Annotated in this window: 13 protein-coding genes; 5 read left to right on the top strand and 8 right to left on the bottom strand. The window is 66.4% G+C overall.

Going from position 1 to position 21,081, the window contains the following annotated elements:
- Window positions 1-101: 101 nt before the first annotated feature.
- A complete protein-coding gene (rpsT, locus tag ABIB51_RS05505; protein WP_018773112.1) occupies window positions 102-362 on the top strand; it encodes a 30S ribosomal protein S20 in 261 nt (86 codons plus the stop codon).
- A 222-nt stretch (window positions 363-584) separates the two neighbouring features.
- On the opposite strand, the gene holA is transcribed toward rpsT, so the two are convergent.
- From holA to leuS, 5 genes are all read right to left on the bottom strand, one after another.
- A complete protein-coding gene (gene holA / locus ABIB51_RS05500; RefSeq protein ID WP_354186263.1) occupies window positions 585-1,598 on the bottom strand; it encodes a DNA polymerase III subunit delta in 1,014 nt (337 codons plus the stop codon).
- Window positions 1,532-3,562 carry a ComEC/Rec2 family competence protein gene (locus ABIB51_RS05495; protein ID WP_354186261.1) on the bottom strand — a complete coding sequence of 677 codons (2,031 nt, stop codon included), beginning with the start codon at window positions 3,560-3,562 and terminating at the stop codon, window positions 1,532-1,534. Before ABIB51_RS05495 ends, holA begins: the two co-directional genes overlap by 67 nt.
- Before the next feature lies 1 nt (window position 3,563).
- Window positions 3,564-4,472, bottom strand: coding sequence for a ComEA family DNA-binding protein (locus ABIB51_RS05490; protein WP_354186259.1), 909 nt, complete (start codon window positions 4,470-4,472; stop codon window positions 3,564-3,566).
- Between the two features lie 49 nt (window positions 4,473-4,521).
- Window positions 4,522-5,532, bottom strand: a complete 1,011-nt coding sequence (locus ABIB51_RS05485; RefSeq protein WP_354186257.1) for a DegV family protein — start codon at window positions 5,530-5,532, stop codon at window positions 4,522-4,524.
- Window positions 5,533-5,616: 84 nt separating this feature from the next.
- Entirely contained in the window at window positions 5,617-8,148 is a 2,532-nt protein-coding gene (gene leuS, locus ABIB51_RS05480) for a leucine--tRNA ligase (RefSeq protein ID WP_354186255.1), read from the bottom strand.
- Between the two features lie 800 nt (window positions 8,149-8,948).
- Here leuS and ABIB51_RS05475 point away from each other — a divergent pair.
- Genes ABIB51_RS05475 through ABIB51_RS05460 form a run of 4 tightly spaced genes read left to right on the top strand, consistent with a single transcriptional unit; the run spans window position 8,949 to window position 16,681 of the window.
- Window positions 8,949-12,113, top strand: coding sequence for an efflux RND transporter permease subunit (locus tag ABIB51_RS05475; RefSeq protein ID WP_354186253.1), 3,165 nt, complete (start codon window positions 8,949-8,951; stop codon window positions 12,111-12,113).
- Window positions 12,110-12,562: a hypothetical protein gene (locus ABIB51_RS05470; RefSeq protein WP_354186251.1), complete on the top strand. Its 453-nt coding sequence runs from the start codon at window positions 12,110-12,112 to the stop codon at window positions 12,560-12,562. Before ABIB51_RS05475 ends, ABIB51_RS05470 begins: the two co-directional genes overlap by 4 nt.
- 1 nt (window position 12,563) lies before the next feature.
- Window positions 12,564-15,707 (top strand): efflux RND transporter permease subunit, encoded by a 3,144-nt coding sequence (locus ABIB51_RS05465; protein ID WP_354186249.1) that lies wholly within the window; start codon window positions 12,564-12,566, stop codon window positions 15,705-15,707.
- Between the two features lie 35 nt (window positions 15,708-15,742).
- Window positions 15,743-16,681: a hypothetical protein gene (locus ABIB51_RS05460; protein ID WP_354186247.1), complete on the top strand. Its 939-nt coding sequence runs from the start codon at window positions 15,743-15,745 to the stop codon at window positions 16,679-16,681.
- 75 nt (window positions 16,682-16,756) lie between these two features.
- Here the strand turns inward: ABIB51_RS05460 and glpK are convergent, their stop codons facing one another.
- From glpK to ABIB51_RS05445, 3 genes are all read right to left on the bottom strand, one after another.
- Window positions 16,757-18,271 (bottom strand): glycerol kinase GlpK, encoded by a 1,515-nt coding sequence (gene glpK, locus ABIB51_RS05455; RefSeq protein WP_354186245.1) that lies wholly within the window; start codon window positions 18,269-18,271, stop codon window positions 16,757-16,759.
- A gap of 65 nt (window positions 18,272-18,336) precedes the next feature.
- The gene (locus tag ABIB51_RS05450) at window positions 18,337-19,086 is read right to left on the bottom strand and encodes an MIP/aquaporin family protein (RefSeq protein ID WP_354186243.1); all 750 of its coding nucleotides are present in this window, start codon (window positions 19,084-19,086) and stop codon (window positions 18,337-18,339) included.
- Between the two features lie 159 nt (window positions 19,087-19,245).
- Complete coding sequence (locus tag ABIB51_RS05445) at window positions 19,246-20,988, bottom strand: glycerol-3-phosphate dehydrogenase/oxidase (RefSeq protein WP_354186683.1); 1,743 nt, start codon at window positions 20,986-20,988, stop codon at window positions 19,246-19,248.
- Window positions 20,989-21,081: the final 93 nt, after the last annotated feature.

The following is a 21,081-nucleotide window of genomic DNA, read 5'->3' as shown; positions in this document are numbered from 1 at the left end:
CACATATGGTTGGTCGCCATAGGTATCCCCACGCCGCTCAGTCAATGGCCAATCTGAAAGCCCTCTAGACCATTTTCCGCATTGAAAAAGAGAGTTCACACGTGGCTAATATCAAGTCCCAGAAGAAGCGCATCCTCACCAACGAAAAGGCACGCCTGCGCAACAACGCAGTCAAGTCCGAGCTGAAGACGGCCATCCGCGCCGTCAACACTGCCGTTGAGTCCACTGACAAGGATGCTGCAGCTGTTGCACTGCTTTCCGCCAGCCGCAAGCTGGACAAGGCTGTCAGCAAGGGCGTTCTCCACAAGAACAACGCTGCAAACCGCAAGTCGGCCATCTCCAAGAAGGTCAACGCGCTGTAAGGTTTCCAGTTCAACTGAACTGATGATTGTGGCCGGCACCCCAGGGTGCCGGCCACTTCCAGTTAACGGGTCAGAACCAGAGCCAGAGCCAAGCCCGTCCGGGTCCGGGCGGCGGGAACGGTCCCGCCGGCCCCGGCCCTGCACCGGCCCGGTGTCGGCGCCGCTGGCCAGCGCCGGTGTCGGCGCCGGTGTCGGCGCCGTTCCAGTGTCAGCGCCCGGGTGTCAGCGCCGGACTGAAGTCGCGATCACGGTGACGGCGTGTTCCACGGCGTAGACCGGGTCGCGGGAGAGCCCCTTGACCTGCGCGTCCGCCTCGGCCGTCACCTGGATGGAGCGGACCAGTCCCTCCGGGGTCCAGCGCCTGACCTCGCGCTGCGCCTGTTCCACGAGCCACGGCTGCATCCCCAGCTGCTTGGCGATCTGCGCCGATGAGCCCTGCGCTCCAGCAACCTTGGCGAGGGTGCGCAGCTTCGCGGCCAGCGCGGCGACGAGCGGGACCGGGTCGGCGCCGGTGGCCAGGGCATGCCGGAGTGTGGAGAGGGCCAGCGGGCCGTTCCCGGCGAGGGCGGCATCGGCAACCTTGAACGCGGTGGCCTCCACGCGGCCGCCGTAGTAGCGGTCCACCATGGCAGCGTCCACTCCTGTGGCGGCATCCGCGATCAGCTGGCTGCACGCGGCCGCCAGCTCCGCCAGGTGCGCGCCGACCGCGTTGACCAGCGCGTGCACCGCGTCGGGGTCGATGCGCCGGGCCGCTGCCTTGAACTCTCCGTTGACAAAGGCGATCTTGTCGGCGTCCTTCTTCAACGGCTGACAGTCAACCACCGGCCAGCCGCCGGCTTTGATGGCGTCCAGGAGTTTCTTCCCTCGCACGCCGCCGCCGTGCCGCAGGACCAGCACGGCGTCAGGTTCGGGCCGGGCCAGGTACTTCAGCCCGTCCGCCAGAAAGGCATCGTTCATGGCCTCGAGCCCCTCGACCTCGATGAGCTTCTGCTCGCCGAACAGGGACGGGCTGACATTCATGGCCAGGGAGCCCGGCTCGTAGCTGCCGGCGTTGAGCCGGGTGACTTCGACGTCGGGCGCCGCGGCACGGACCTGGGTGCGGATGCGGTCCATGGCGCGCGAGCCAAGGTAATCCTCCGGACCGCCCACCAGCACTACGGCGGCCGGCATCACATCGCGCCAGGTGGCGGTGTTCGACGCGCCGCTCCTGGCGCGTTGGGTCTGGGCAGCAGCCACTCGTGATTCCTCCCGGAAGTTGGTTTGCAGACTCTAAGCGTGCCACGGCCCGACCGGTCAACCAAGCCGCGGCGGCGCCGCCCCCGAGCCCTCCTCCGAAAGAGCTGGCAGCCCCGGGACCGGGCGAGTATTTCGACAGTCCGCTCGTGGGAAGCCCGGGCCAGCGCGAGGGACCTCCCCGGATGCAGGACCAGCCAGACCACGGTGAGGATGGCCACGGAGAACATCACCATCGTCGACATCCCAAAGAATCCCTCGGGCCAGGGCAGGGCGGCTCCGGGGAGACCGGCGAAGAAGCGGGCTATGCCGGCGACCCCGGCGGCAAAGACAGCCGCAACCGCCAGGGGCGCGTCCGCGAGCCAGGGGGCGATCGGCACGAGCGGAACGGCGGCGGTACCCAGCAGGGTGACGGGTGCTACCAACGCGGCGGCTGCCACATTGGCGGCCAGGGCATACGTCGCAAACTGGGGCTGCAGCAGCACGATCACCGGGCCGCAGAAGGTCTGCGCCGATAGCGGCACGGCGAGGCCGGCCGCCGCCCAGCGCGGCACGGGCGGCTGCAGCCACGCCATGATGGGCCGGGCCGCCGTCACAATGCCGAGTGTTGCGAGCACGGAGAGCAGGAACCCGAAGCTGGTGGACAGCGCCGGGTCGACCAGCAACAGGCCGACAACGGCCAGGGACAGGAAGCTCAGGCCGCGCCCGGTCCGGCCGCCCGCCAGGGAGACGAGGCCTATGGCCCCCATCAGGGCGGCACGCAGGACACTGGCATCCGGCCCCACCATGAGCACGAACAGACCCAATCCGGCCAGGCACACGGCCGCCGCCCAGGCCCGGCCGAGGCGGAGGCTGCGGGCACCCAGCAGGAGCGCGCCCAGGACCAGGCTGCAGTTGGCTCCGCTGACGGCTGTCAGGTGGGTCATGCCCACCGTCTTCATAGCAAGGTCCAGCTCCGGGTCCAGCCTGCTGGTATCCCCGGTGACCATCCCGGGCAGCAGCCCGCGGGACTCACCGTCGAAGCGGCCGGCTGCGCGGGAGAATCCTGCGCGGAGCGAAGCGGCGCCCTGTTGCACGGCGCCCGGGTCCTCAAGCGTGCGCGGATCCGAGGACGCCGAAAGTACGGCTGCCTCCGTCCGGCCGGGTTCGGCGGCCTGGAGTTTTCCCGTCGTCCTAATCCGCTGGCCGGGCATGGCGAGTGCCCAGTCCGGGCCGCCCAGCACAAGGATTTTGGCGGTGCCCCGGATCCTTCGGGAATCGAAATCCATGGCGGTCAGCGTGGCCGGCACTGCCCATCGGTCGGCGAGCCCGGACCTTCCCGGCGTCCTGAGCGGCCGCGGTTCGCCTGCCACAACGAGTTCCGCGACGACGGCGCTGTGCGCGGCCGCTGCGGCGGCGAAGTCGGCGTCGTGCCGCTGGGCGGAGGCAACGGCTGAGTGGGAGCCCGCCACGGCCGACAGCAGGAGGGCCACAGCCGCCGTCGCGAGCAAACTGCGAGGCGCAGCCCGGTCCAGGCGGGCGGCCTGGGCGCGGCCGGCCTCGCGTCCGGAGCGGACCTTCATCAGGAGCAGCAACGCCCCGGAGGCCACGAGCAGGCCGGTGCACAGGGCCGCCAGCGCGCGCGGGTCCAGCCAGCCGCCCGCGGCGGCAGTGGCCCAGACCAGGAGCGCCGCGGGAACGAGGCGGAGGTCCGTGCGGCGGGCGGCTTTCCCGGAACGGTCCGCTCCGGCCCGGGGCGGGGCCGCAGCGCCGGTGTGCCGGTCCCGGAGCCGGAGCCGGATGCGGAGTTCCGTCTGCCGGCCGTTCCGTGCCCGCTCCGCCGGCCGGGACCCGGCCCCCTGGACAGGCGGGGGTGGTTTATGCCCGGCCTCCTGACGACCGCCGCGCCCTGCCGGATGCGGGCCGCCGACGGCAGCATCGACGTAGCGTTGCCAGCGGCTCTCCCCTGCCATCTCAGACCCTGCCATCTCAGACCCTGACCAGCGGCAGCAGGGCCTCAAGCAGCTTGGGTCCGACCCCGTCCACCGCATCGAGCTCTTCGACGGCCTGGAACCGGCCGTGCTGTTTGCGCCAATCCACGATGCGCTGGGCCAGTACCGGTCCGACCCGAGGGAGCGTCGCGAGCTCCTCGACACCTGCTGAGTTAAGGTTGATCTTCCCGCCCGCGGTCCCTCCCGTTGTCCCGCCGCTGGCGGCGCCGGCCGATTCCCCGGCGTCGCCCGGGTCCCCGGCGTCGCGCGGCGCGGCGTCCGGCTGCCCCTTTTCCGGGACGATGATCTTCTGGCCGTCGTCCAGGACAGCGGCCAGGTTGAGCCGGTCCGGGTCGCCGGTCCCCGTGGCGCCGCCCGCCGCGGCGATGGCTTCGTGCAGACGGCTTCCCGCCGGCAGCGCAACGATGCCGGGCCGCACCACCGCGCCGGCCACGTGGACCGTGATCCCGGCGGCCTCCGTGCCCGGACCAGCCCGGGACGGCGCGCTGTCGGTGTTCCCGTCGTTGTTCCCGTCGGTATTCGAGGCGGTGTTTCCGTCCGTGTCCGGCTCCTGGGCCCCGGCGGACGAGACCTCACTGAGCGGCACCACCTCGGGCGCTCCCGTGGCAGCGTGCCACCAGAACCAGGCTCCCAGCACGGCAGAGACGGCACCGAGCAGCGCGGCAGCCCTCAGCCCGGTGCGGCGCCGCGGCCCCGCTACCGCCGGACGCCGCCCGCCGCGGGGGTCCCCGGGGGTGCCGGCCGCCGTCGGAAGCTCCAACAGCCCGGACGATCGTCCGGCACCGGATGGCCCGCCGAGGGTCGCTGACAGCCGGTGCCGGGCAACGGCGGCGTCGGCGGGCGGTTCAGTTCCCTGATCCCGGCGAGCCTGGTTCCGGAGTGACATGGGATCAACGCTAGGGACTCCCCGGCCGGAAGCCCATGTACGGCCCGTGCTATGTGGAAAGCGCCGGCGGGACCGGCGCCGGAACCGCCGGGGTGCTGCTCTCCCCCACAATCACGGCGAGCACGCCGAGCCCGGCGTGGGCGGCCAGCACAGCCGGAAGGGCACTGGTCTGCGCGGCCGGACAATCCGGCAGCAGGACGGCGAGGCGTGCCGCGAGGCTTTCGGCCTCTGCCGGGTTGCCGAAATGGTGTACGGCGATGCGGGCCCGTCCGGCCGGCCTGGCGGCGGCATCGGCCGCGACGATTTCTTCCAGCCGGGCCACAGCCCTGGCTGCCGAGCGGACCTTTTCGAGCGGAACGATTTTCCCGTCCTCGACCCCCAGGATGGGTTTGATCGAGAACACGGTGCCCCAGAGCGAGGCAACGGCACCGATCCGTCCGCCGTGGCGCAGCTGCTCAAGGCTCGGCACATAGAAGTAGACCTTGGTGCGGGCCAGCCGTTCCTCGGCGAAAGCCCGGACGTCCGCGGCGTTCCTGCCGTCTGCCGCGGCGACAACGGCGCTCTGCACGCCCATCCCCAGGGCCATCCCGACGGTGCGCGAGTCCACGACCTCCACCGGTATGCCCACCCGTGCCGCGGCGAGACGGGCGGAGTCGGCCGTTCCGGACAGTTCACCGGAGATATGTACGGATACGACGGAGCTGAAACCCCGCTTTTGCGCGGCCAGGTATGCCTGCTCGAACTGTCCCGGCGAGGGACGGGAGGTCTTGACGGGCCGGCCGCAGGCGATGGCCAGGGCGATTGTGTCGGAGATGTCGTCCTCGCCCTCGCCGTAGATTTCGGCGCCCACCATAACGGGCATCGGCACCACCGTCAGGCGGCCGTCCGCAGTGAGGGCCCGCACCCAGTCGGTGGGCAGGGCGGCCGCCGAGTCGGTGACCACGGCGGTCCGCACCTCGGGGGCGGGGGCAGCGGGAACGGTTCCGGGCCGCGTGGCCTGGCGGAGCCGATTGACGCGCTCCCTCAGCCACGGCCATCCTGCTGGCTCGCGGTCGGGCACGGAGCACCTCCTGCAGTCCTGGTCAGTACTTTTGAGCCGGCCGCCGGCTTGCGCCGGCGGCCGGTATCGATTGGCCCGTCCGGGTTATGCCGGAACGATGTTGACCAGCTTAGGCGCCCGCACGATGACGGTGCGGATGCCGCGCCCGTCGAGGGCGCGCTGGACGTTTTCCGACGCAAGGGCCAGTTCGCGCAGTTCGTCCTCGCCGATCCCCGGCGAAACCTCCAGGCGGTCCCGCACCTTGCCCTGGACCTGGACGACGGCGGTGACCGTGTCCTGGACGAGGAGCGCCTCGTCGTGTGTGGGCCAGCCGGCGTTCGCTACGGAGGCCGGGTGTCCCAGCACGTTCCACAGGTCTTCGGCCGTGTACGGCGCAAACAGGCTCAGGATGACCGAGACGGCCTCGACGGCCTCGCGGACCGCCGGGTCCGCGCCGCCGGCGCCCGTGGCTGCGTCAATGGTTTTCCGGGTCGCGTTCACCAGCTCCATCAGCTTCGCCACGACGACGTTGAACTTGTTGTGGTCCAGCAAGGCTTCGGCGTCGGCGATGGTGCGGTGGGTGACGGTGCGCAGGGCACGATCGCCGGTGGAGAAGTCGACGCCGGGCGCGCTCGTGACGTCCTGCCCCAGCCGCCAGGCCCGTGCCAGGAATTTCGCCGAGCCCGACGGCGAGACATCCGCCCAGTCGACGTCGTCCTCCGGCGGGGAGGCGAAGATCATGGTCAGGCGGACCGCATCGACGCCGAACTTGTCGAGCTGCTCGCTGAGATCCACACCGTTGCCGAGCGACTTGCTCATGGCCTTGCCGCCGTTGAGCACCTGCCCCTGGTTCAGCAGGGCCCGGAAGGGCTCGTCGGCCTCGATCAGGCCCAGGTCGTGGATCACCTTGGTGAAGAACCGCGCGTAAAGCAGGTGCAGGATGGCGTGCTCGACGCCGCCGACGTACTGGCCGACCGGCATCCAGTCGTTGATCTTCGCGGGATCGAACGGGCCTTCGGTGTACTGCGGGGAGACGAACCGCAGGAAGTACCAGGACGAATCCACGAACGTGTCCATGGTGTCGGTATCCCGCTTGGCCGGCCCCTGACAAGTGGGGCACTCGACGTTGACCCAGCTCTCGGCCGCGGCCAGCGGTGACGTACCCTTCGGCGACAGGTCCTCGCCGCGCAGCCCGGCCGGCAGTTCAACCGGCAGCTGCTCGTCCGGGACGGGAACCTCGCCGCAGGCCGGGCAGTGGATGATCGGGATCGGCGTGCCCCAGAAACGCTGCCGGCTCAAGAGCCAGTCACGCAGCCGGAAGTTCACGAACTTCTCCCCCGTACCCTGCTGCTCCAGGAACGCGATGGCGGCCGGGATGGCGTCTGCCTTGGGCAGTCCGTCCAGCGCCCCGGAGTTGATCAGCATTCCCTCGCCCGAGGTCGCCACGCCGCTGACGGCGGGATCCTCGTCCCCGGTGTCCAGGACAGCCCGGACCGGCAGGTCGAAGGTCCTGGCAAAGTCGAGGTCGCGCTGGTCATGGGCCGGAACCGCCATGATCGCGCCCGTGCCGTAGTCGGCCAGGACGTAGTCTGCGGCCCAGACGGGCAGTTTTTCGCCCGTCAGCGGGTTCGTGGCGTAGCGGCCGGTGAACACACCGGTCTTCTCGCGCTCCGTGGACTGGCGCTCAATTTCCGAGAGCGCCTTGACCTGCTCGCGGTAGGCGGCCAGGGCCGCGGCGTGCTCCCCGGTCACCAGTTCGACGGCGATCGGCGCATCGGCAGCGACGACGAAGAACGTGGCTCCGTACAGGGTGTCCGGTCGCGTGGTGAAGACCGTGACCTCATTGGCGGGCTTGTCGCCGTCGGCCTCGATGACGAAGCGGACGTGCGCGCCCTCGGAGCGGCCGATCCAGTTTTTCTGCATGGCCAGGACGCGCTCGGGCCAGTGGCCGCGGAGATCGTCCATGTCATCGAGCAGGCGGTCTGCGTACTCGGTGATCTTGAAGTACCACTGGTTTAGGGACTTCTTCGTGACGGGCGTGCCGCAACGCTCGCACGCTCCGTTGACCACCTGTTCGTTGGCCAGCACGGTCTGGTCTTTGGGGCACCAGTTGACCGGTGAATTCTTGCGGTACGCCAGGCCGCGCTCGTAGAACCGCTTGAACAGCCACTGCGTCCAGCGGTAGTACTCCGGGTCGGAGGTGTGGATCCGGCGTGACCAGTCAGCCGAGATGGCGTAGCGCTTGAACGACGCCGCCTGGGTCTCGATATTGGCGTAGGTCCACTCGCTGGGGTGGGCGTTGCGCTTGATGGCGGCGTTTTCCGCCGGGAGCCCGAAGGAGTCCCAGCCGATCGGGTGCAGCACGTCGTAGCCCTGCTGACGCAGGTAACGGGCGACGACGTCGCCCATCGCGAACGCTTCGGCGTGGCCCATGTGGAGGTCGCCGGACGGGTAGGGAAACATGTCCAGCACGTAGCGGCGTTCCTTGGAACCGTCGTCGACGGGCGTGAAGACCTTGAGGTCCTCCCATACCTGCGGCCACTTGGCTTCCATCGCCGCGAAGCTGTAGGCACCCTCTTCGGGGCTTTCCGTTCCGACTCCTGCTGTTCCGGTCTCTGTCTCCGGCTGAACGCTCACTGCTGGCCTCTTCTGTTCTTCAAGCCTGATTACCGTCAAGTCCTTGCCGCCGGGGCCTGTACCGCTCTGGCCCCTGCTCCCCTGCTGCCGGCACTAAAGAGCGCCAGACACACAAAAGCCCCTCGACATGGAGGGGCTGCCGCTCGACATTCCGAGTTCCCTTCGGGATGCCGGGCGGCTAGCTAAGCAGAAGGAGCGCACGCATACAACTACTTTAGCGCCTCCGGCTGATTCGCGGGCAGGGCCCGGGCGGTCCCGCCGCAGGACCCGCCGGAGATCCCGTCACAGGCCCCCGTCGCGGGCGCCGTCGGGGGCTGCACACCGCAGATGGGCACCGACGTCGCTGCGATGGGATATCCGGACGTGGTATGCATTCAAATTGTTACAAATGAAATACGTGGAAGAATATTGCACTTACTCGAGTTTCCCGGAAACCGGTCGAGTAATGAAAATTGTCTCCCCAGTAGTTCTAATGAATTAGCGAGTAGAAATTATCCTCGGTCCGAGTATCCGCACGCGCTCCTTCAGGTAGCCCGCTCCCGGCCGAAACTAAACAACACTTTGTCCGTTTCGGTGGACCGAAACCCGGACGGAAAGGGTAATTTCGGGCATCTTGCCAAACACGTTGAATAGGAAGAATATTCTCCCAAGATCTCTGGGGGATTCGCAAAAGGGTCTCGGGTTGAGGAGCTTGAAATGTATCCATTGCGTAGTTCTGTCCTGCAACAAAAAACCACTGTGACCCGGCGCAATCATGCCGCCGGCAGCAGCCAGGAAAAGGGTTAGCCATGTTTGGCTGGGTGACCCGGTTCAGTCTGCAGTTCCGCATCCTGGTTCTCGCCCTCGCGGCCGGACTGATCGCATTCGGCGTTGTGAACGTTCCACGTATGGCCGTGGACACCATGCCCGAGTTCGCACCGGCTCAGGTCGAGATCCAGACCGAGGCCCTTGGCCTCTCGGCTGTCGAAGTTGAACAGCTCATTACCTCCCCGATGGAAGCCGATCTCCTCAACGGAGTGGCCTGGCTGGATGAGATCCGGTCAAAATCCGTACCGGGGCTGTCGTCCATCGAACTCGTTTTTGAGCCCGGCACGGATCTCCTGCGCGCCCGCCAACTGGTGGCGGAGAGGATGACCCAGGCCGTGGCCCTGCCGAATGTATCGGCCCCACCGCTGATCATGCAGCCCATGTCCTCCACCAGCCGTGTGCTGATGGTGAAAATGAATTCAAAGCAGCTCTCCGGCATCCAGATGTCCGTCCTGGCCCGCTGGAAGATCAAGCCCCGGCTGATCGGCATTGCGGGTGTGGCCAATGTGTCCATCTGGGGCCAGCGAGAACAGCAGCTCCAGGTTGAGGTCACCCCGACCCAATTGCGGGACCGGGGCATCACCCTCGATCAGATCATCAAGACGACCGGCAACGCCGTCTGGGTCTCGCCCTTGAGCTTCCTCGAGTCTTCCACGCCGGGAACCGGCGGTTTTGTCGAGTCTCCCAGCCAGCGGCTCGGCATCCAGCACGTCCTCCCGATCAGGACCCCCGCCGACCTTGCCAAAGTCAGTGTGGAAGACGCGCCCCAGCCGATGCTGCTGGGCGATATTGCCCAGGTAAAGGAAGACCATCAGCCCCTGATCGGCGACGCAATCGTCGGCCAGGACGCAGGACTCATGCTGGTCATCGAAAAGTTCCCCGGGACCAGCGCCGTGCAGGTCACCGAGGATATCGAGGCAGCCCTTAAGGAGATGGAACCCGGCCTCACAGGTGTCCAGTTGGACACGACAGTGTTCCGCCCCGCGACCGGCGTTCAGGAGTCGGTGACCGGTCTTGGCCTGGCGCTGTTGATCAGCCTGCTGATCGCTGTGGCACTGTTCTGGGTTCTCTTCCGCTCCTGGCGGGTAGCCGTTCTTGCCCTCGTGGCGATCGCGGCCACCGTCATAGCGGCAGTGGTGGTCCTTTACACCCAAAACGCCACCCTTAATGTCACGGTCCTGGTCGGCATTGTGCTGGGAATGTCCGTGATCGTGGGCGACGTCGTGGAAGACGTGCAGGCCCAGCGACGCCGGCCCCTGGTCACCGTGGCCACGGAAACCGAGGCTACCCTGAGGTCACGTATCACCCGCACCGTCCGGGGCATCCGCACACCGCTGTTTCATGCCTCACTGATCATGGTCGTCGCCCTCGTTCCGACACTGTTCGTGACCGGGATCGGAGGCTCCTTCTTCCAGCCGATCTTCTGGACCCTGGCACTGGCCCTTGCGGCCGGACTGCTCGTCGGACTCTCCGTCACCCCGGTGCTGGCAGAGATCCTGTTGCCGCGCGAAATTGCGCCCGTCAAGGAGTCTGCTTCCGCCGCACGTGCCCGGGCCTACTACGATCGCGCACTCCATGGTGCCCGTTCGCGCCGGACACTCGGCCTGGTCGCTGTTGCCGTCGTCGGGGTGCTTGGCATTGCCGCCGGATCCCAGTTGCTCGGCAACCGGCCTGTGGTTCCCACCCTGCCGGACAGGACCCTGCTGGTTCAGTGGGACTCTATGGCCGGCACATCCAATGACGAGGTAAGAAGGGTCGCGTCCAAGGCTTCAGACGAGCTGAAGGCCTTGCCGGGCGTATCCGGAGTCGGCGGGCACGTCGGTCGAGCCATCACCTCGGACCAGGTTGTCGGCAACAGTTCTGCCGAGTTGTGGGTATCCGTTTCCCCGGACGCCGACTTCAGTGGGACGGAGCAGGCGGTGCGGGATGTGGTCCAGGGCTACCCGGGTATCACGCACAACGTTGTGAACTACTCCCAGCAGAAGATCGGCGCTATGCACGACACCTTGGAGCCCGGCTTCGCGGTCCGCGTCTATGGCACGCAAATGCCGATCCTGCGGGAAAAGGCAGAAGAAGTCCGCAAAGCCCTGGAGAACATCAACGGCGTCAAGAACCCGACCATCAACGCCGCGACGATGACTCCGATGGTGGAGGTCGAGGTCAACCTCGAGGCTGCCCAGAAGTTCGGCATCAAGCCCGGTGACGCCAGGCGTGCAGCAGCGACCCTCATGCAGGGGATCGTCGTCGGCAACCTCTTTGAAGAACAGAAGGTCTTCGAAGTGGTCGTGCGCGGCGCGGTTGACGTCAGGGACGATCTGACCAGCATCCGGGAATTGCTCCTCGATACCCCCGACGGCGGCCACGTCCAGCTGGGCGAGATCGCCGCGGTCCGGATGGTCCCCAACGAAGTCGTCATCCTGCACGATGACACCTCGCGGCGGATCGACGTCCTGGCTGACGTCAGTGGGCGCCCGCTGGCAGACGTCCAGCGCGATATCCAGGCGGCCGTCAATCAGATCCAGTTCCCGCTCGAGTACCACGCGGAAATCCCCACGAAATACGGTGCGATCCAGGCTGCCGACACTCTCGTGCTCTGGCTCGCTGCAGGTGCCCTCATCGGCATACTGCTTCTGCTCCAGACCGCGGTGCGGAGCTGGACGCTGGCCATCGTCAACTTCCTGACCCTGCCGGCGGCGCTGGCCGGCGCGGCCGTGGCCGCCTGGATCGGCGTGGCCGCGCAGTCCTGGATGACGTTGACTGCCTTCGCGGTGGTCCTGGCGATCGCCGCCCGCAACGCGGCCCTGCTGTCCGCCCGTGTAGACGAACTATGGCGGTCCGGGCCCGAGACATCCCGTTCCAAGATCGTGCTGATGGCGGCGCGGGACCGGGTCTCGCCGACCCTCAAAGCGGCCCTCATCACGGTCCTGGTCCTGATACCGCCCGGTCTGTTCGGCGGTACCGTCGGCCAGAACGTCGTCGGCCCGATGCTGCTGATTATCGCCGGCGGCCTCGTGACCACGACGCTCGTGGGGCTGTTTGTACTCCCTCTCCTGGCACTTTGGTTCGGTCCCCGTACCGTCCCGGATGAGTGGTCGGAAGTCTACGAATCGGAAATCCCCGTACAGCCCGCTATGCAGGAAAAGGTGGAAGTAAAATGACCAGCCAAAAGCCCCAACGGCGCCTGCCCCTGGCGGCCGCTGTCTGCGCAGCCCTCTTGTTCTCCTTGCCGGCCTGCGCCCAGCCCACGGCGGCCCCCGCCGCGGCTGGGGCGGCCCCTGCCAAGGTGGAGAAGAACGCCACAACCGGCATCGCTAAGCTGACCCTGACCGAACCCGGCCTGGTTCGGATCGATCTGAAGACCGAACCCGCTGCCGCGGGTGCGGGAACAGATATCCTGCTGCCGTACGCCGCCCTGTTGTACGACTCAAGCGGCAAGACCTGGGTGTACACCAATCCCGCCCCGCGCGTGTACGAGCGCCAGGCCGTCACCGTCACAAAGGTGGAGGCCGGCGTGGTCACGGCCAGCGCGGGCCCCGCCGCGGGAACTGCGGTGGTAACAGTAGGCGCTGTTGAATTGTTCGGCGCCGAGTTCAATACGGGCAAATGACATGCGCCGGATAGTCGCAGCCAGTCTAAGGTTCAGATCGATCATCATCGCGATGGCGGCTGCGCTGATGATCGTGGGCGGCGCGCAGCTCAGCAGTGCCTCGGTGGACGTGTTCCCCGAGTTTGCCCCGCCGAAGGTCGAGGTCCAGACTGCCTGCCTGGGACTCACTGCCGCCGAAGTCGAGCAACTTGTGTCCGTTCCCATGGAAGAGGCCTTCAACGGCATCAACGGCCTCCATCAAATGCGGTCCAAGTCTGTATCCCAGCTCTCGTCCATCGTGCTGGAATTTGAAAACGGCACCGATCTGCTGACAGCCCGGCAATTGGTGTCCGAGCGGATGGCAACGGTCATACCGACCCTCCCGACGTGGGCAGCGCCGCCGCTGATGCTGCAGCCGCTGTCCTCAACCAGCCGTGTCATGAAGATCGGCCTGTCCTCGGACACCCGCTCCCTCATCGAGATGTCGATGATTTCCTACTGGAACATCAGGGCTCATCTGCTCCGCGTTCCGGGGGTGGCCAACGTCGCCATCTGGGGAGAACGCCTCCAGATGCTTCAGGTACAGGTTGATCCCGCCAAGCTGGCAGCGAACAACGTGACACTGGACAGTGTTATGAGCTCCACCTCCGACGCCCTGGACGCCGGGTTGCTCAAGTATTCGCCGGGTGCCCTGATCGGTACCGGCGGCGCCCTTGATACGCCCAGCCAGACCATGGGAATCCGCCACGTCCAGCCCATCACCTCGCCGGAAGAGCTGGCGAAGGTGGCGGTGGAGAACCGTGAGGGCCAGGCCCCGCTGCGGCTCTCCGACGTCGCCAACGTGGTGGAAGACCACCAGCAGCTCATTGGCGATGCTGTCATCAACGGCGGTCCGGGACTCATGCTGATCGTCGAGAAGCTGCCGTGGGGCAATACCCTCGAAGTGACGCGCGGAGTCGAAGAGGCCCTGAAACAGCTCGAGCCCGGGCTCACCGGGATCACCGTGGACACCACCTTGTTCCGGCCGGCGACCTTCATTGAGGAATCCCTCGGCAACCTGAGCGTGGCTCTTCTGCTGGGTTGCCTTTTGGTCATCCTGGTGTTGAGCGTCTTCCTCTTCCAGTGGCGCACAGCGTTGGTCAGCGTGACCGCCATCCCGTTGTCGCTGATGGCCGCGGCCCTCGTGTTGTACTGGACCGGAGGAACAATCAACACGATGGTCCTTGCCGGATTGGTGATTGCCGTCGGGGTGGTGGTGGACGATGCGATCATCGACGTCGAAAACATCGTCAGACGCCTCCGCCATCACCGGGCAAGTGGCAGCACTGACAGTACTGCCAGGGTGGTGGTCAATGCCTCGCTTGAGGTCCGCGGACCGATTGTGTACGCCACCCTGATCATCGTCGCAGCCACGGTGCCGATCTTCTTCCTGGACGGGCTAACCGGCGCGTTCTTCCGGCCCTTGGCCACCTCCTACACCCTTGCGGTCATGGCGTCCATGCTCGTCGCGCTCACGGTCACTCCGGCCATGGCCTATATCTTCCTTCGGAACGCCAAACTGGAGGACCGGGATCCGCCGGTGGTCAGGGTGCTCAAGCGCTGGTACGCCAGCGCGCTCGGGCCCATCGTCCGCCGGCCGGTCCCGGGATACCTTGCCCTCGCCACCCTCGGCGTCGTCGGCATCGTTGCGGCCCCGCTGCTGGGCCAGTCGTTGTTGCCGTCCTTCAAGGAACGGGACTTCCTGATGCACTGGGTCACCACGCCCGGCACGTCAAACTCCGAGGAAGTCCGCGTCAGCCAGTTGGCCTGCAAGGAACTCATGACGATCCCGGGCGTGAACAATTGCGGGTCCCACATCGGGCAGGCATTCAACGCCGATGAGGTGGTGGGCGTCAACTTCGGTGAGAACTGGATCAGCGTTGACCCCGCCGTTGACTACGACGAGACCCTGGCCTCCATCCAGAACGTAGTGGACGGCTACCCAGGAATTACGCGGGATGTCCAGACCTACCTCAAGGAACGCATCCGCGAGGTACTGACGGGAACGGGTTACGCCGTTGTCGTCCGCGTGTACGGCGACGACCTGGCCACCCTGCGCCAGGAGGCGGACAAGCTCAAAACCATCCTCGGCGGCATCGAGGGAGCAGTCGGCGCGAAGGTTGCGCTCCAGGCCAACATTCCGCAGATTGATGTGGAAGTGAACCTGGACGCCGCCAACCGTTACGGGCTGAAGCCGGGCGATGTCCGCCGCGCGGCGGCTACCCTGGTGTCTGGCGAAGAAGTGGGCGACGTCTACCGGGACGGCAAGGCCTACGACGTCCAGGTGTGGAGCCCGCCGGAGATCCGGACAAGTGTCACGAGCATCGAGAACCTCCCGCTCGATACGCCGTCCGGGCAAAAGATCCGGTTGGCGGACGTCGCCACGATATCGATCAAACCCACACCGAACGTGATTGAACGTTCGGAGGGATCCAGGCGCATCGATGTCAGTGCCAACGTCAAGGAAGGCGATCTGGCGAAGGTTGTCGAGAAGTTGAAGTCCGAGATGGAGTCGGTTGAGTTCCCGGTCGGCTACGAAGCAGTCGTCCTCGGCGAATACGCAGAACGCCAGGCCGCCTCACAACGCCTGCTGGTCTACTCGATTGGCGCCGTTATCGTCGTTTTCCTGTTGCTCCAGGCGGCGTTCCGAAGCTGGCGGCTGGCGATCCTCGCTATCCTCACGCTCCCGGCAGCCCTCGTGGGCGGAATTATCGCTGCCCACCTCAGCGGCGGGATCCTGTCCCTGGGTTCCTTGGTCGGATTCCTGACGCTGATGGGTATCGCTGCCCGCAACGGCATCCTGCTCATCAACCACTGCCAGCACCTCGAACAGTACGAGGGCATGCCCTTCGGCCGCGACCTGGTGCTGCGTGGAGCGGCCGAGCGGTTGTCACCGATCCTGATGACCACCCTCGCCACCGCCCTGGCCCTCGTTCCACTGGTGGTCATGGGCAATATCCCCGGTCATGAGATCGAGCACCCGATGGCGGTGGTGATTCTGGGCGGCCTCGTCACGTCGACGCTGGTCAACCTGTTCATCGTCCCGTCGCTCTATTTGCGGTTTGCGAAGAAGGGCCCGGCACGTGAGCGCCGGCCCCGCAAGCCCGAGCCGGCTCCGGCCGTCTGACCGCAACCACCCAACCACCAGAAGAGGCCAAGGAAATGTCCAAACAACAGACACGGTTCACGGCGTATGGCTCCGCGGTCCTTCTGGTGCTGGGTACGCTGACGGTGACGTCGGCAGCCACAGCGACGGCGACGGCGGCGCCCAATCCCCAGGACCTCTGCGGAACAGGCACGGCGATCAGATTAGACCGCTCAGCCTTCCCGCGCACCCCGGAGATTGAGAACAAGTGGTTCCCGCTCGAGCCCGGCATGCAGTTCACCACGACGGGGAAAGTCGTCTCCACGGCGGAGGGCGAGAAGAGCGAGCGCAAGCGAACGGTCATCTCGACCGTGACCGGGCTGACGAAGAAGATCGACGGGGTCAACACCCTGGTGGTGTGGGACCGGGACTTCACCGACGGTGAGCTGGTGGAATCAGAACTGGCCTTCTTCGCCGAGACGAAGAAAGGAACAGTGTGGCTGTTCGGCGAGTATCCCGAAGAGTATGAAAACGGGACGCTCGCGGGCGCGCCGAGCACCTTCATCAGTGGAATAGACAAGGCCCAGGCGGGAATCGCCATGCTGGACCACCCCCGCCCGAAGTCCCCCGCATATCCCCAGGCCTTCGCACCCAGCGTGGACTTCCTGGACTGCGCGAAGGTCCTGAACAAGGACCAACGCGTCTGCGTCCCGACAGGTTGCTACCACGATGTGGTGGAGATCGTTGAATCCAACCCGCGGGAGCCGCTAAGCCTCGCCGGCACCCAGCACAAGTTCTATTCACAGAAGACAGGTCTGATCCAGGTCAGGCCCGACGGCGGGGAGGAACAGGAGAGTATGGACCTCGTCAAGATCAAGAAACTCAGCAGTTCGGCGCTGAAGAGCATCAATGCGCAGGCATTGGAGCAGGACAAGCGCGGGTACACGGTCAGCAAGGACGTCTATGCCCAGACGCCCCGCGCCGTGGTTGCGCGGGAATGGGGCCGTTACAACTGATGCCCCTCCCCTGGCAGCAGGCAATAAAGAGCTCCGGCCGGGTTTTCCCGGCCGGAGCTCTTCTTGCGGACGGCCTTACTTCACGTCGTCGTCGACCCAGTCCATGGACTTGGTCACGGCCTTCTTCCAGAGCCGCATCTGGCGCTCCCGCTCCGCCTGCTCCATTTGCGGCTCCCAGCGCTTGTCCTCGGACCAGTTGGCCGAGAGCTCGCCGAGGTCCTTCCAGAAACCCACGGCGAGGCCGGCGGCGTAAGCAGCGCCGAGGGCGGTGGTCTCGACGACCTTGGGCCGGATCACCGCGACGCCGAGGATGTCCGCCTGGAACTGCATCAGGGCGTCGTTGGCGACCATGCCGCCATCGACCTTGAGCTCCGTCAGCGGCACACCGGAGTCTGCGTTGACGGCGTCGAGGACCTCACGGGTCTGGAAGGCGGTTGCCTCCAGCGCCGCACGGGCGATGTGGTTCTTGTTCACGAAGCGGGTCAGGCCGACGATCGCTCCGCGGGCGTCCGAGCGCCAGTACGGCGCGAAGAGGCCCGAGAAGGCCGGGACGATGTAGACGCCACCGTTGTCCTCCACCGACGCGGCGAGTTCCTCCACCTCCGGGGCGCTGCTGATCAGGCCAAGGTTGTCACGCAGCCACTGGATCAGCGAGCCGGTGACGGCGATTGCACCCTCCAGCGCGTAGTGCGGCGCGGCGTCCCCCAGCTTGTAGCCCACCGTGGTCAGCAGCCCGTTCTTGGAGTGGACGATCTCCTCACCCGTGTTGAAGATGAGGAAGCAGCCGGTGCCGTAGGTGTTCTTGGCTTCGCCCGCCTCGAACGCGGCCTGGCCGAACGTCGCCGCCTGCTGGTCGCCGAGGATACCCGCGACGGGTACCTCGCGCAGCAGCTGGGACGTGTGGACCGTGCCGTAGACCTCGGAAGAGGACTTGATGGCCGGCATCATGGACGCCGGGACCCCGAAGACGTCCAGGATCTCCTGGTCCCAGGACAGCGTCTCCAGATCCATGAACATGGTCCTGGAGGCGTTGGTCACGTCGGTGACGTGCACGCCGCCGTCGGTCCCGCCGGTAAGGTTCCACAACACCCAGCAGTCCGTGTTGCCGAAGACCAGGTCGCCGGCCTCGGCCTTGGCGCGGGCACCTTCGACGTTGTCCAGGATCCACTTGATCTTGGTGCCGGAGAAGTAAGTCGCCAGCGGCAGGCCGACTTTCTGCTTGAAACGCTCCGGTCCCCCGTCTTTGGCCAGTTCATCGACGATCGGCTGGGTGCGGGTGTCCTGCCAGACGATGGCGTTGTACACCGCCTTACCGGTTGTTTTGTCCCAGACGACGGCGGTTTCACGCTGGTTGGTGATACCGACGGCGGCGATGTCGTGGCGCGTCAGGTTCGCCTTGGACAGGGCCGAGGCGATGACCTCACGGGTGTTGTTCCAGATCTCGGCGGGATCGTGCTCCACCCAGCCGGCCTGCGGAAAGATCTGCTCGTGCTCCATCTGCCCGGAGGAGACGATGTGGCCGCTGTGGTCGAATACGATGGCGCGGGAGCTGGTGGTGCCCTGGTCGATGGCGATTACATACTGGTTCATGTTGACGTCCTTGTCTTTTTGGCCTGGCGTTTTGACTTGCGGGTTAGTTGTATTGGCAGGGGAAATCAGGCGGCGACACTGGCGATGATCGGTACGACTGCCGCCACGAGGCCGGCGAGTCCGCCGCCGACGAGGGGTCCTACAACCGGAATCCAGGAGTAGCTCCAGTCACTGGAACCCTTGCCCTTGATGGGGAGCAGGGCGTGCGCGATCCGGGGTCCGAGGTCACGGGCCGGGTTGATGGCGTAGCCGGTGGGGCCACCGAGGGAAACACCGATACCGACAACCAGCAGGGCCACTGACAGCGGGCCGAGTCCCGAAGGTGTCCCGCCGAAGGTCAGGATGACGAAGACGAGGACAAAGGTGCCGATGATTTCCGTGATCAGGTTCCACGGGGTCGAGCGGATGGCCGGACCGGTGGAGAACACGGCGAGTTTGCTGGCGGGCTCGGGCTCGACATCGAAGTGCTGCTTGTGGGCCAGCCACATGACGACGGCGCCCAGGAAAGCGCCCAGCAGTTCGCCGCCGAAGTAGGTCAGCGTCGAGACGAAGTCCACAGGAACACCGGGAGCGTACTCCTTCTTGCCGTTGAGCAGCAGACCGAAGGTCACGGCGGGGTTCAGGTGCGCCCCGGACTGGGCGGCGACGTACACACCGGAGAAGACGGCGATGCCCCATCCCCAGGTGACCATCAGGAACCCGCCGTTGTTGCCCTTGGTGCCTTTGAGCGCGACGTTCGCCACAACGCCGCAACCCAACAGGGTCAGCATTGCGGTGCCGAATACTTCGGACAGGAAAACTATTCCAAGAGACATCTTTGACTCCTCTATTTTCTGTTGTCAGCCCTTCGCGAGTTTGAAGGGCCGTTGGGCCGGCGCCGTGTTAGCGCCGCCGGCCGGCCACTGCGCCGGTCCCGAACACGGGACCCCGCAGTCCTTGCACCCGGACGTCCCCCGTCCGGGCGCCGAGGTCTTTCAGGAAACCAGGCTGTGGACCTGGACACCGTGGAATCGCTTGAGCACCTCCTGAGCGTGGCTGATCTCGGAGGCCCGGGCTGCCGTGTCCCAGCCCATCGGGCCGGAAAGAATGTCGGCAACCTCGTTGAGCAGCTCGCCGGTCACGAGGCCCCGGAAAGCCAGGGACGTGCGGCGGATCAGCACGTCGACCAGGTGGCCGATCTGCTCGTTCTGCGCCATGAATTCCAGTTCCCGGACGCTCAGTTCGCGGGTGGAGTGCAGCGCCCGGTCCGGGGCGTGGTCAGGGGATGCGTCCAGGAAGTTGATGACGTCCCCGGCGCGGGTTCCGTAGCGTGTCAGGAGGCCCGCGGTCCGGTCGGCGTCGCGGCCCGCGGACATGTGGGCCTTGATCCACCGCTGGACACCGTCCTCGCCGGCGGGGAAACCTGCGCCGCCGCCGATGGCGAGTTTCGCCGTCGACACCTTACGGTCCCGGCCGAGTTCGGCGAGGACGTCGTTGCTCAGGTGCTCCGCCAGGGCCCGGAAGGTGGTCCATTTGCCGCCGACCAGGCTGAGTACGACGGCGCCGCTGCCGCCGGCGGCCGGAGACGAGGCTGCGCGGCGTTCAATGCGGTAGTCGCGGCTGACAAAGCCGGGCTGGGTGGCGTCATGCCTGGGCAGCGGACGTACACCGGAATAGGTGTAGACGATCTGGTCCCGGTACACGGCAATGTCCGGGAACACATGGCCGATCAGGTCAAAGAAGTAGTCGATCTCGGAGTCGGTGCAGACGGCGTCCTCGGCCATGTCCGCGTCCACGTCCGTGGTGCCGACGAGGACCCGGTCCCCCATCGGGTAGATCAGCACGATCCGCCCGTCGGTGTGCTCAAAGAAGATCTCGCGGCCGTTGCAGGCCGCGAGCAGCTCCGGGTGGTCCAGGACGATGTGCGAACCCTTCGTCCCGCCCATAAACGACGACGCCGCACCCATCGCTTCGTTGGTCAGGTCGACCCACGCGCCGGTGGTGTTGACGATCACGTCCGCCGTGAAGTCGAAGAGTTCCCCGGTGAGTTCGTCGCGGAGCCGCACTGTACTCCCGGTTCCGGATCCGGCCGGCCCTTCCGTCGAGACCAGGGAGACGTAGTTGCTGGCGCGGGCCGTGCCGCCGGAAGCACCCGCCCGCTCACCGTCCTGCAGCACGTCGAGGGTGAGCCGCTCCGGGTTATGCACCGAGGCGTCGAAGTACGTGGCGGCATATTTGATGCCGGGATGCAGCCGCGGGAGTTCCGCCAGGGCGCGCTTGCGTCCGCGGAACTGGTGGCGGGGCACGGTCCCGCCGTCCCGCGAGAAGAAGTCGTACATGGTCAGGCCAAGCTTGATCAGGAACGCGCCGCGCTCCTTGGGGGCGCCCTGCTGCTTGTGCGTCAGGAAACGAAGCGGCGCCGCAAGGACGCCGGAGAAGGTACTGAAAATCGGAATGGTGGTCTGCAACGGTTTGACGTAGTGCGGAGCGATCCGCAGGAGGCGGTTGCGCTCCACTACGGACTCGCGGACCAGGCGGAATTCGCCGTTTTCGAGGTATCGGATGCCGCCGTGGATCATGTGCGAGGAAGCGCCGCTGGCGCCCTGGCAGTAGTCGCCGCGTTCCACGAGGGCAACGTCGATGCCCTGCAGTGCCAGGTCCCGGAATGTGCCCACCCCGTTGATTCCGCCGCCGATGATCAGCACTTGTGCGTGCCGCCGCGACCGCAGCTTTTGCACGGTCGTGCGGGTGCCGGCCGTCTCCTCGTTGCGGGCTGGATCCTTCTGTCCCAAAACTGCTCCCTGCGTTTGGATCTGTGCGTCGCGCCACGG

Source organism: Arthrobacter sp. UYCu712, from assembly GCF_040547005.1.
GTDB lineage: Bacteria > Actinomycetota > Actinomycetes > Actinomycetales > Micrococcaceae > Arthrobacter.
This window is presented reverse-complemented; position numbering and strand designations above follow the sequence as displayed.